General features: G+C 66.8%; 10 protein-coding genes. 6 read left to right on the top strand and 4 right to left on the bottom strand.

The window, feature by feature from the left end:
* Positions 1-13: 13 nt before the first annotated feature.
* From ITJ43_RS13035 to ITJ43_RS13025, 3 genes are all read right to left on the bottom strand, one after another.
* On the bottom strand, positions 14-478 hold the full coding sequence (locus tag ITJ43_RS13035) for a MarR family winged helix-turn-helix transcriptional regulator (protein ID WP_194584275.1): 465 nt from the start codon (positions 476-478) through the stop codon (positions 14-16).
* Positions 471-2,177: an MDR family MFS transporter gene (locus ITJ43_RS13030; RefSeq protein ID WP_194584274.1), complete on the bottom strand. Its 1,707-nt coding sequence runs from the start codon at positions 2,175-2,177 to the stop codon at positions 471-473. The genes ITJ43_RS13035 and ITJ43_RS13030 overlap by 8 nt, the downstream gene beginning before the upstream one ends.
* 136 nt (positions 2,178-2,313) lie before the next feature.
* The gene (locus ITJ43_RS13025) at positions 2,314-3,003 is read right to left on the bottom strand and encodes a YqaJ viral recombinase family protein (protein ID WP_194584273.1); all 690 of its coding nucleotides are present in this window, start codon (positions 3,001-3,003) and stop codon (positions 2,314-2,316) included.
* 319 nt (positions 3,004-3,322) lie between these two features.
* Here ITJ43_RS13025 and rplJ point away from each other — a divergent pair, with 319 nt between their 5' ends.
* Positions 3,323-3,811, top strand: coding sequence for a 50S ribosomal protein L10 (rplJ, locus tag ITJ43_RS13020; protein WP_194584272.1), 489 nt, complete (start codon positions 3,323-3,325; stop codon positions 3,809-3,811).
* Between the two features lie 51 nt (positions 3,812-3,862).
* Entirely contained in the window at positions 3,863-4,246 is a 384-nt protein-coding gene (gene rplL / locus ITJ43_RS13015; RefSeq protein WP_194584271.1) for a 50S ribosomal protein L7/L12, read from the top strand.
* 75 nt (positions 4,247-4,321) lie between these two features.
* Here the strand turns inward: rplL and ITJ43_RS13010 are convergent, their stop codons facing one another.
* Positions 4,322-5,338: a LacI family DNA-binding transcriptional regulator gene (locus ITJ43_RS13010; RefSeq protein ID WP_194584270.1), complete on the bottom strand. Its 1,017-nt coding sequence runs from the start codon at positions 5,336-5,338 to the stop codon at positions 4,322-4,324.
* 228 nt (positions 5,339-5,566) lie between these two features.
* Between ITJ43_RS13010 and ITJ43_RS13005 the strand changes: the two genes are divergently transcribed.
* The 4 genes from ITJ43_RS13005 (at position 5,567) to ITJ43_RS12990 (ending at position 12,287) form a co-directional block, all read left to right on the top strand.
* Positions 5,567-6,901, top strand: a complete 1,335-nt coding sequence (locus tag ITJ43_RS13005) for an ABC transporter substrate-binding protein (RefSeq protein ID WP_194584269.1) — start codon at positions 5,567-5,569, stop codon at positions 6,899-6,901.
* A 120-nt stretch (positions 6,902-7,021) separates the two neighbouring features.
* Positions 7,022-8,368 (top strand): carbohydrate ABC transporter permease, encoded by a 1,347-nt coding sequence (locus tag ITJ43_RS13000; protein ID WP_194584268.1) that lies wholly within the window; start codon positions 7,022-7,024, stop codon positions 8,366-8,368.
* Complete coding sequence (locus tag ITJ43_RS12995) at positions 8,365-9,342, top strand: carbohydrate ABC transporter permease (protein ID WP_194584267.1); 978 nt, start codon at positions 8,365-8,367, stop codon at positions 9,340-9,342. Before ITJ43_RS13000 ends, ITJ43_RS12995 begins: the two co-directional genes overlap by 4 nt.
* A 77-nt stretch (positions 9,343-9,419) precedes the next feature.
* A complete protein-coding gene (locus tag ITJ43_RS12990; RefSeq protein WP_194584266.1) occupies positions 9,420-12,287 on the top strand; it encodes an HAD-IC family P-type ATPase in 2,868 nt (955 codons plus the stop codon).
* Positions 12,288-12,295 lie beyond the last annotated feature (8 nt).

Here is a 12,295-nt window from a genome sequence, read left to right as displayed (position 1 = left end):
CCCGACGCCGCTCTCACCGTCGCGTGACGCTGTCGCCGAGGGCGCGCAGGAGGCGGGTGAGCGCGTGGATGTCGTCGAGCGGCCAGTCTTCGATCGCGTCGAGCAGCAGGCCCTGCTGCGGAGCACGGGCGGCCTCGAGGCGCGCGAGGCCCTCCGGTGTGGGGGAGAGCAGGCTCGATCGCCCATCGGCGGGGTCGGCGGTGCGAGAGACGAGACCGCGCGCTTCGAGCTCGCGGATCGTGCGGCTGAGCTGCCCCTTGTCCATCATCATGTGGTCGGCGAGGGCAGAGAGGGTCACGCCGTCTCTGCGGGCGATTGTCGTGAACACTTTGTACCCGCCGGGCAGTAGCCCGGGGCTGACACGCTCGGCGAACTCGCTGATCACCCGCTGGAAGCGGGTGATCAGCTCGCTGAACTCCGCTTCCAGCTCGCGCACCGAATCGGTGCGCGAGCTGGAAGCATCGGGTGTCTCAGCCATCGTCGCGGGTTCCTGCGCGCACGGTGCGCGTCGAGCCGGTCGCGGCCAGCGCATCCATGCCTTCCGGCACGGACACCGTCGCGAAGTCGGCTTCGCTCGCCTGCAGGCGCTCACCGGTGGTCATGGTGGTGAGCGGCTTGTTGGGGAGGAAGACGATCGCGATGAGCGAGATCACCGCGAAGGGCACGGCGATCAGGAAGGAGTGCGAGATGCCGTTGGCGTAGATGTCCTCGAACACGACACGAAGCGTATCGGGCATGGCTGAGACCTTCGGCAGCGACCCGGACTGCAGCTGCTGTCCCCAGTACTGCGCCTGGTCTCCGAGGCCCATGATCGCGTTCGTGATGTCTTGCTTGCGCTCGGCGACCAGGTCGACCACGCGCGAGGCGAGGGCGGCGCCCATCACCGACACTCCGATCGTGCCGCCGAGGCTGCGGAAGAAGGTGACTCCCGAGCTGGCGACGCCGATCTCCTCCGGGCGCGTGGTGTTCTGCACGACCAACACCAGGTTCTGCATCGTCATACCGACACCGGCACCGAGCAGGAACATGTAGACGGAGACGAAGAAGAAGTCCGTGTCGTAGTGGATGGTCGATAGCAGGTACGAGCCCGCGATCAGCAGCACCGCACCGACGACGAGGTAGGGCTTCCATTTGCCGTAGCGGGTGACGAGGGTACCCACGCCCACCGAGGCCACGAGCAGACCGCCGATCATCGGGATCGTCATGAGGCCTGCCTCAGTGGGTGTCGCGCCCCGCGCCAGCTGCATGTACTGGCTGAGGAACACCGATGCGCCGAACATCGCGATACCGGTCGCGATCGAGGCGACGACGGAGAGGGTGAAGGTGCGGTTGCGGAACAGCGTCAGCGGCACCAGCGGCTCACGCGAGCGCAACTCGACGATGATGAACAGCACGGCGGCCAGAAGAGCGCCGCCCACCATGAGCACGGTCGTCATGCTCCACCAGGCGTTGTTGCCGAGGTCGGCCCAGCTGTCGGAGGTGTGCGTGCCGGCGTTGGTCACCCAGACCAGCAGCAGTGAAACGGCGGTGGAGAGCAGGACGATGCCGAGGTAGTCGATCGTGGTCTTCTTCTTCGCGCGCGCCGGCACGTGCAGAGTCGCCTGCACGAGGATGAGGGCGACCACGGCGACGGGCAGCGCGACGAAGAAGTTCCAGCGCCAGCCCCAGGCATCCGTGATGACACCACCCATCAGTGGGCCGCCGATCGTGGCGAGCGCCATCACGGCGCCGAACAGACCCATGTAGCGTCCACGCTCACGCGGGCTGATGATGTCGGCCATCAGCACCTGGCTGAGGGCGGCGAGGCCACCGGCGCCGATGCCCTGCACGGCGCGGAACGCGATGAGCATCTCGGGGCTCTGTGAGAACCCGGCTGCCGCGGTGGCGAGCACGAAGATCACGATCGCGAGCTGGTAGAGCACCTTGCGATTCGTGAGGTCGGCGAGCTTGCCCCAGATGGGGGTGGAGATCGCGGTCGTGAGCAGAGTCGCGGTGACCACCCAGGTGTAGGCGGTCTGGTTGCCGTCGAGATCGTGGATGATGACCGGCAACGAGCTGGACACGACGGTCGACGCGAGCATCGACACGAACATTCCCAGCAGGAGTCCCGACAGTGCCTCGAGCACTTGTCGGTGGTTCATGCGCGACGCAGTGTCGCGGGTGGTCGCTTGTGACATAGGTACTTCCTAAAGGTGCTGCAGTGCGGAGGTGTCGCCGGATACGGCGAAAAAGTTGATCTCAGTCAACGTTTGAGTTGCGTCAACTATATGGTCAACGTTGACCTACGTCAACTATTCCCTCTGTGCTGAAAGCTCAGTCGGAAAGAGCCAGGGCGCGGTAGGGCTCTCGGGCGCGGGAAGCCGCGGCATCGGGAGCGACCACACTGCGACGGTTCTGAACGGTGCGCCGGTAGAGCTCGTCGATCAGTTCGGTGGCCAGGCGTACGAGTGTGCCGATCTCCCGTTCGTCCCGGTCGACCCAGGCGCACCGTGGCTCGTCGCCGACGGGGACGAAGCCGTCGTGCTCCTCCCACACGACCAGGGTGCGCTCGGCGCCGAGCACGTGCTGCTGCCACCACACCTGACGCAGGTAGGTGCGCGGGATCGACCGCCAGGTCTTGTTGGTGGTCTTGATCTCGGCGAGCGTGACCCGACCGTCCGGATCGACCGCGATGCCGTCGGGGGTCGCCAGGTGGCGTTTCTCGACGACCGCGTGGAAGAGGGCGGAAGACGGATGGATGCCGTGGGTCGCCGCCACCCAGGCGGCGATTTCAGGCTCACGTCGGCGGCCGTGATCGGTGTACGCATTGCCCGAGAATCCGCGGCCCGCGCCGAGTTTGGCGTCCGCCGCGCGGGCGATCGCCGCGGGACTCGTGAGCTGGGCGACGTCGGTGGCGGTGATGCCTCGCGAGCGGGCGCGCATCCAGCCGACGCGATCGCGGGAATCGGCGACGATCCGTGCGGCCACTTCCGGGGCGATGCGCGCGAAAGCCTCCGGAGTCATGACATCGAGGCTAACCCGCACCGTCGACAGGACAAGCCGCGACACCCACGCCGTCGCAGATTTGGCGGGCGGGGCGCGGGCACGTATGCTTATCGAAGCCAAAGACCGCTGGTCTCGGTGTGCGCGAAAGCGGATGCCGACGAAGCTCTGCAGTGCAGGGGCCCGCGCAGGTGTCACAGACAGACTCCGGGAAACCGATTCGAAGCTCCGTGCGCTTGCGCCGGAGCTTTTTCGCGTTGTGGGGCGTCGTTCACCAGAGCCGCGATCACGGCCGATGCTCCGCCACCGCGGGGTGTCACATTCACATCAAGGAGTGACCATGGCGCAGAAGGATGCATCGGTCGCCGAGCTCACGAAGAACTTCGAGGACTCGACCGCCGTTCTGCTGACCGAGTACCGCGGTCTGACGGTTGCCCAGCTCAAGCAGCTGCGCAACAGCATTCGTCAGGACGCGAGCTACGCCGTGGTGAAGAACACGCTGACCAAGATCGCCGCGAACAACGCGGGGATCACGGCGCTGGACGAGGACCTCAAGGGTCCCTCGGCCGTCGCGTTCGTGCACGGTGACTTTGTCGCCACCGCCAAGGCTCTGCGTGACTTCGCCAAGGCCAACCCGCTTCTCGTGATCAAGGGCGGCATCTTCGAGGGCAACGCCCTGAGTGCCGACGAGATCAACAAGTACGCCTCCCTGGAGAGCCGTGAGGTTCTGCTGGCCAAGGCCGCGGGCATGATGAAGGCGACGATGGGCAAGGCTGCGGCCACCATCGACGCGCTTCGCGAAAAGCTGGAGACCGCCGCAGCCGCGTAAGCGACCGGCGAGCTCTTTCCCCACACACCCCACCTATCTAGGAGATACATCATGGCTAAGCTCACCACTGAGGAGCTGCTCGAGCAGTTTGCCGGCCTGACCCTCGTCGAGCTCAGCGAGTTCGTGAAGGCGTTCGAGGAGAAGTTCGACGTCACCGCTGCCGCCCCCGTCGCCGTTGCCGGCGCTGCGGGTGCCGCGGGTGGCGCGGAAGAGGTCGAGGAGAAGGACTCCTTCGACGTCATCCTCGAGGCTGCTGGCGACAAGAAGATCCAGGTCATCAAGACGGTCCGCGAGCTCACCTCGCTGGGCCTCGGCGAGGCCAAGGCCGTCGTCGACGGTGCCCCCAAGGCCGTGCTCGAGGGTGCGAACAAGGAGACCGCCGAGAAGGCGAAGGCTGCCCTCGAGGAAGCCGGCGCTACGGTGATTCTGAAGTAATCAGCTCTTCTCGAAGAACTGCAGTGAAGACCCCCGGGCATGCCCGGGGGTCTTCCGCGCGTATGGGGGTGGGGGTCAGCCTTCGTCGGTGTGGCCGAGCGGCGCGGTCGAGTTGCGCACGACGAGCCGCGCGGGAACGCGCAGCTCCGTGCGTTCGCGCCCGGGCTCCGCGATCTCTGCGAGCAGCACGCCGACGGCTGCACGCCCCTGATCGCGCGGCATCTGCTGGAGGGTGGTGAGAGCGAACATCTCGGCGAACTCGTGGTCGTCGATGCCCACGACGCTGAGGGCCGAAGGTACTTGGATGCCGAGTCGCTGGGCCGCGATGATCGTGCCGATCGCCACCTCGTCGCACACGCCGACGATGGCGGTCGGACGGTGCCGGGCGTCGCTGAGCAGATCGGCCGCCGCGGCATAGCCGTCGGGCAGGGTGACCTCGGAGTGGGCGTGGCGCAGGAACTGCGACAGCCCCGCTTCGCGCATTGCGTGTTGGTAGCCGGCAAGACGCTCTTGGTCGACGTGCGCCCAGTGGCTTTGCGGTGCGCCGCCGACGAAAGCGATGTCGCGGTGGCCGAGGGCGATGAGGTGCTCGGTGGCGCGTCGGGCCGCATAATCGTCGTCGACCGCGACGACGCTGGTCAGATCGCTCGATCCCACCACGCTGACGATCGGCCGATCTATGCGCGTCAACCGCTCCAATTCGTGGTCGACGGGTTCTAGCCCGACGGCGATCAGCCCGTCGAATCGTTTGCGGGCCAGGAAGTCGTCGAAGATGCGCGCCCGCCCGTCGGTTCCGGGTTTTGCGTCGTAGAGAGTCAGATCAAGGCCACGCTCCAGGAGCGCCTGCTGGATGCCTTCGAGCACCTCGGCGAAGAACCACCGGTTGACGTAAGGCATGACGACGCCGACGTTCTGGGTGCGTCCGGTGGCCAACCCCACCGCGCCGGCCGACGGCACGTAGCCGAGTTCGGCGGCGGCCGCCCGTACCCGGGACTTGGTCGTCTCGGACACATATCCGGCACCGCTCAATGCGCGGCTCGCCGTGGCCTTCGAGACACCCGCATGGGCGGCGACCTCCGCGATGCCCGCCATTGGCGCTCCTCCTCGAGCTGATTCAGCCGTCATTCTCACGGTTCAGTATGGAACCGGTTGTTCTCATCTTGCTGGGCGATCGTTCCGCGCGAAAGCCGTTGTTATCGGGTTGTGACAATCGCTGGCTTGTGTCGTGGGAGCGTGTCCAATACCTTGGCCTGGAATCGGTTCCGGAAATGGAGCCGTGTGCACCAGGAATGATCCGAGCACTCAATGAGGAGGAATCACATGGGGATGTCACGGCGGCGCTGGATTGCGCCTCTTGCCATCATGGGCGTAGCGGCATTTGCATTGGCCGGCTGCGCGGAAGGCGGCACCAGTGGCGGCGGCGCGAGCGGATCGGGGGCGGCCGGGGGAACGGTTCGTATCTCGGGAGGTATCACCGGATCCGAGGCCGACGCGCTGCAGAAGGTTTTCGACGACTGGAGCAAGACGAGCGGAGTCACCGTCCAGTACACGGGTGACAAGAGCTTCGAGCAGAACATCGTCACGAAGGTCACCGGTGGTGACGCGCCCGACATCGCGATCGTCCCGCAGCCCGGTCTGCTGAAGACGCTCGTCGGCACCGGCGACGTCAAGACGGCGCCGAAGGCGGTCGAGGACAATGTGGATGCCAACTGGTCGCCCGACTGGAAGAAGTACGGCACGTTCGACGGCAAGTTCTACTCCGCACCGATGCTCGCGAACATCAAGGGCTACGTCTGGTACTCGCCCGCGAAGTTCAAGGAGTGGGGTGTGCAGCCGCCGAAGACGTGGGACGAACTGCTGACCCTGACCAAGACCATCCAGGAGAAGACCGGCACGGCACCCTGGTGCGCCGGCTTCGAGTCGGGCGGTGCGTCGGGCTGGCCGGGCACCGACTGGATCGAGGACCTCGTCCTGCGTCAGTCCGGCCCGGACGTCTATGACAAGTGGGTCGACGGCTCGGTCAAGTTCACCGACAAGCCGATCGCCGACGCCTTCACGGCGGTGGGTGACATCCTGCTCAACCCGGCGTACGTCAACGCCGGCTACGGCGACGTCAAGAGCATCAACAGCACCGCGTTCGGCGACGTCGCCGCCAAGGTCGCCGACGGCTCGTGCCCGATGACCCACCAGGCCTCGTTCCTCACCGCGAACTTCCTCACGGTGAAGACGGCCTCGGGTCAGACTCCCAAGATCGCGCCCGACGGCGACGTCTACGCGTTCGTGCTCCCCGGCTACAAGGAGGGTGCGGCCACGATCGAGGTCGGTGGCGAGTTCGTCGCCGGTTTCTCGGACAGCGACGCCACGCAGAAGGTGCTCGAGTTCATGTCGACGCCCGAGTTCGCCGACGCGCGTGTCAGCGAGGGCGGCGCCATCTCGGCCAACCTCAAGGCCGACCCGAGCAAGGCCTCGAGCGAGTTCCTCACCGAGGCGATGAAGCTGCTGCAGGACCCGAACACCACGGTCCGCTTCGACGCCTCCGACCTCATGCCTGCCACGGTCGGTTCCGGTTCGTTCTGGAAGGGCATGGTCGACTGGATCGACGGCAAGGACCAGACCACCGTCCTGAGCGACATCCAGGCCGGCTACAGCAACTGATCGCGCCCCGCGCGTGAGACTGCGGGCGGGATGCCCTTCACCCGGCATCCCGCCCGCAGTACCCGCCGCGCGCTCCCTCTTTCCCGTCCCGCGTCCGACGAAGCACACGGAGGCTCATCGATGTCCGCACCCACCACCGCGCCGACGCGCTCCCAGATGGACGGCCCCACGCCTCCGCCGGGCAGGCGCCGCGCCTTCTCACCCCGCGCCACGGCAGGTATCGCCACCGGTGCCCTCGTGGTCGTCCTGGCCCTGGTCGCGCTGCTGCTGATCAGTAAGCCCGCCGCCGATCCCGCCAAGATCGTCATTCCGGGCGTCTCCCTCACCGCCTTTTTCCAGTGGCTCGGCGTGATGGGCCCCCTGGTTCAGATCCCGATCATCCTGGTCGTCTTCGGCGCTGTCGTCGGCGTTCTGCTGCTGCTCATCGAGTACGCGCCGCGCCCGGGCCGCCTCTACTTCTGGATCCGGCTCGTCGCGTGCTTCGTGATCCCGATCATCGCCCTGATGCTGCTGCGTCCCTACCAGAACGCTTTCATCTACGTGCTCGCGATCGCTCTGGTCGCCGGCGGGGCGCTGTTCCTGCTCGACTATCGCGCGCGCAAGGGCGCCGGGTACCTGTTCCAGCTGGTGCTGTTCGCCGCTCCTGCCGCTGTGCTGCTGCTGATCGGTCTCATCTATCCGTTCATCGCGACATTCGTGCAGTCGTTCTACGACAAGACCGGCGCCGAGTTCGTCGGCTTCGAGAACTACGCCTGGGTGTTCACTCAGCCCGAGGGAACGTGGTCGGTGATCAACACCGTCATCTGGGTGCTCATCTGCCCGACGATCGCGACGATCGTGGGTCTCGCCTACGCCGTGTTCATCGACCGGGCCGCGGGCGAGCGCTTCCTGAAGGTGCTCATTTTCATGCCGTTCGCCATCTCGTTCGTCGGTGCCGGCATCATCTGGAAGTTCATGTACGACTACCGCCAGGGTGACCAGCTCGGTCTGTTGAACGCGATCATCACCGCGTTCGGCGGTGACCCGGTGGCATGGCTGAGCGTGACCCCTCTCGTGAACAGCCTGCTGCTGATGGTGGTGTTCATCTGGAGCCAGACCGGGCTTGCCATGGTCATCCTCTCCGCGGCCATCAAGGCAGTGCCGACGGAGCAGATGGAAGCCGCAGAACTCGACGGCGCGAACGCGTGGGACAGGTTCCGCAACGTCACGGTCCCCGGCATCCGCTCCTCGATCGTGGTCGTCGTCACCACGGTGGCTATCGCCGCACTGAAGATCTACGACATCGTCGCCGTGATGACCGGTGGGCGCGCGAACACGTCGGTGCTCGCGTTCGAGATGGTCAACCAGCAGCAGCGGTTCCAGAGCTACGGGCACGCCGCCGCTCTCGCCGTGGTGCTGTTCATCTTCGTGACACCTCTGATCGTCTTCAACATCATCCAGATCCGGAAGCAGAGGGAGATCCGATGAGCACCAGCGTCGACATCATCGAGCCCGTCGCCGACACCCGCACGGCACGGCAGGTCTCCCGCGCGACGCGCAAGCACGAGGCCATGGCGCGCAAGCGGCTGAGTTCGAAGGGCGCCACGATCGCGGCGCTCATCATCGCGATCTTCTGGACGATCCCTACGTTCGGCCTCTTTGTCACGTCGTTCCGGCCCGGATCGGACGTGCAGAGCACCGGATGGTGGACGGTCTTCGTCGACCCGGCCTTCACGCTGGACAACTATCAGAAGGCCCTCACCTCGGGCGGGACGGCGCTCACGCTCGCTGAGTCGTTCCTGAACTCCCTGGCGATCACCATCCCGGTCGTGTTCTTCGCCCTCGCCATCGCGTCGCTGTTGGCGTATGCCTTCGCGTGGATCGACTTCAAGGGGCGCAACATCGCTTTCATCGCGGTGTTCGCTCTGCAGATCGTGCCGCTGCAGATGGCCCTTGTACCCCTGTTGAGTCTGTTCTCGCGTGGGATGACGATCGGCGACGTCACGGTGTTCCCGCCGCTGGACCTTCGCGGGCTGGAGCACAGCTTCGCGACGGTGTGGATCGCACACACGATCTTCGCGCTGCCGCTCGCGGTGTTCCTGCTGCACAACTTCATCGCCGAGATCCCCAGCGAGGTCATCGAGGCGGCGCGGGTGGACGGGGCCGGACACGGACAGATCTTCTTCCGGATGATCCTGCCGTTGGCTGCTCCCGCGTTGGCGTCGTTCGCGGTGCTCGAGTTCATCTGGGTGTGGAACGACCTGCTGGTGGCGACGATCTTCGCGCCGTCGTCATCGCTGCCGATCACCCAGTCGCTCAACTCGCTGTCGGGCACGTGGGGCGACCAGTGGTTCCTGCAGGCGGCCGGAACCTTCATCTCGATCATCGTTCCGTTGGTGGTCTTCTTCGCCCTTCAGCGCTTCTTCGTCCGCGGCCTGCTGGCCGGTGCGACCAAGGGCTGATCGGCGGATCGAACCTCACCGGGAGCGGCGCGGAACTCGTGGGCACATGAGCCGCGCCGCTCCTTTAGGGTGAAGCCATGACCACCCCTGGGGACACGATCGAACCCGAGATCGAGGAGGTCGATCCCGCCGTCGGCCTGACCGCGGAAGAAGCGGAGAACCGGACCGCGGACGGCAGATCCAACGCCTACCGGGCAGAGACCAGCCGCAGCGCGGCGAGCATCATCCGCGCCAACGTGTTCACGCTGTTCAACGGCATCGTGTTCGCCTGCTTCGGCATCCTGTTCGCCCTGGGGCGCTGGCAGGACGCCCTGTTCGGCTTCGCCGCGGTGGCCAATGCCGTCATCGGCTCGGTGCAGGAGTTTCGCGCCAAGGCGGCGCTCGACAAGCTCGCGCTCCTCAATGCGGCGAGTGCACGTGTGCGGCGGGGTGGGGTGGAGCGGGAGATCGCGCAGACGGAGGTCGTCCTGGGCGACATCCTGGTGCTGCGCGCGGGCGATCAGGTGCCCGCCGATGCCCGCGTCGTCGGCTCGCGCGGGCTGCAGATCGACGAGTCCATGCTCACGGGTGAGTCGGATGCCGTCGACAAGCAAGCGGGTGATGAAGCGCTGTCCGGCTCGATCGTCGTCGGCGGTGACGGTGACGCCCAGGTCATCCGCGTCGGCGCGGACTCGTACGCCAATACCTTCGCCGACGAGGCCAAGCGGTTCTCGCTCGTCGGCTCGGAGCTGCGCGACTCGATCAACCGCGTGCTGACGTGGGTCGGGTGGGGGATCGGTCCGATCGGTCTGCTCGTGCTCAACGCTCAGATGCAGGTCGCCGGGGGCTGGCGGGTCGCCTGGGAGAGCGGATCGTGGGTGCAGGCGGTGGTCAACACGATCGCCTCGCTGACGGCGATGATCCCGCTCGGCCTGGTGCTGATGACCTCCATCACCTTCGCGGTGGGTGCCGCGCGTCTGGCCGCCCGGCAGGTGCTCGTCAACGAACTGCCGGCCGTGGAGGGGCTCGCGCGCGTCGACATCATCTGTCTCGACAAGACCGGCACCCTCACCGAGGGCGAGATCGCGTACGACGACGCTTTCGTGCTCGACGAGGTCGCCGGTTGGCGGCGCACGCTCGCGTGGTACGGGGCCGCCCCCGAGGCGAACGCGACCGCTCGCACGCTGCGAGAGCCGTTCGCGCCCGACGCGGCGGGCGGCGCCCGCGCGGCTCGCGAGACGATTTCGTTCTCGTCGGCGCGCAAGTGGAGTGCGGCTTCGTTCGCCGACGACGGCGACCCCGCCGGGGCCTGGGTGCTCGGCGCGCCGGAGATGGTCTTCGGCGCCGCCGCCACCGATGCGAACGATCCGCTGGGTGCCGCGGTCATCGAGCGCGCCTCGACGGGGCGACGTACCCTCGTGCTGGCGTACGCGCCGACCGAGCTCACCGCCGCCGATGCGGAGGCCGAACGGCTGCCCGCCGATCTCATCCCGGTCGCTGTGCTCACGTTCCGCGAGAAGGTGCGCAGCGATGCGGCCCAGACCCTCGAGTACTTCCGTGCGCAGGGCGTCGGCATCCGGATCATCTCCGGCGACAACCCACGGACGGTGGCCGCCATCGCCCGCGAGGTCGGCGTGGATGCCGAGGAGGGCTTCGATGCCCGGCAGCTGCCCGATGATGACGAGGCCCTGGCCGACGTGCTCGAGGAGCACGCGGTGTTCGGACGCGTGAGCCCCGACCAGAAGAAGCGCATGGTCGTCGCGCTCCAGTCGCGGGGACACACGGTCGCGATGACGGGCGACGGGGTCAACGATGCCCTCGCCATCAAGACCGCCGACATCGGCATCGCGATGAACTCGGGGGCCGCCGCGACGAAGGCCGTGGCCCGGCTCGTCCTGCTGGACGGGCGCTTCTCGCACCTGCCCGACGTCGTCGCGGAGGGGCGTCAGGTGATCGCCAACATCGAGCGTGTGTCGATGCTCTTCCTCACCAAGACGACCTACGCGACGCTGCTCGCGATCTTGTTCGGCGTGCTCCTGCTGGAGTTCCCGTTCCTGCCCCGGCAGCTGTCGATCACCGACGGCCTGACGATCGGCATCCCGGCGTTCTTCCTCGCGCTCATGCCGAACGCGCAGCGCTACATCCCCGGCTTCCTCCGCCGTTCGCTGAGCTTCGCCATCCCGACCGGCGTCATCGTGGCGGGCACGCTCACCATCTATACGCTGAGCGTGCGCAGCGCGGGTGTCGGCGTCGATGAGCTGCGCACCGGAGCGACCATCATCCTGGCCGTCGTGGGCATCTGGATCCTGGCGGTTCTCAGCCGCCCGCTCAACCGCTACAAGGGTGCCGTCGTCGGTGGCATGTTCATCGCGCTGGTCGTGATCTTCTCGGTGGCGCTGTCGCGGTCGTTCTTCCTGCTCGTCGACCCGTCGCAGAACACCGCGCTCGTCGTGACGGCAGCCTGCATCGGCGCGATCGTCTTGATCGAGGTCGTCCGCATGGTCCAGCGCCGTTACGTCGCACGGGCCCTCGCGGCGTCCGCGCCCCGATCGACCGTGTCGCACACGCGTGAGGTATCGCGTCCGGTCGCCGTCACCATCGGCGTCGCGCTGGTGTATCTGAGCGGCATCGCCAATGCGATGTTCGGCATCCTCTTCCTGCTCAGCCGGTACGATGTGCCCGGCTCGATGGTGATGAGCGTCTCGCTCATCGGCGTCGGCGTCATCCTGTTCGGGCTGCTGTCGATGGCCGCGGCGTCGGGGCTGGGGCGCGGCAGCGGGCTCTCGCGCCTGTTCGTCAGCGTCCTCGCCGTCGGGCTGGTCGCGCTGCAGGCGTGGAGTCTCGCGGTCGACCATGACTGGGACGGATGGTCGGTGGCGCAGATCGTGGTGTCGGTACTGATCGTCCTCGCGCTGTGGACCCCGCATGCACGACGGTTCTTCCGCCCCGTGTTGCACGCCAGTTGAGCGTGATT

It is taken from the genome of Microbacterium sp. VKM Ac-2870 (assembly GCF_015350795.1).
Taxonomy (GTDB): domain Bacteria; phylum Actinomycetota; class Actinomycetes; order Actinomycetales; family Microbacteriaceae; genus Microbacterium.
This window is presented reverse-complemented; position numbering and strand designations above follow the sequence as displayed.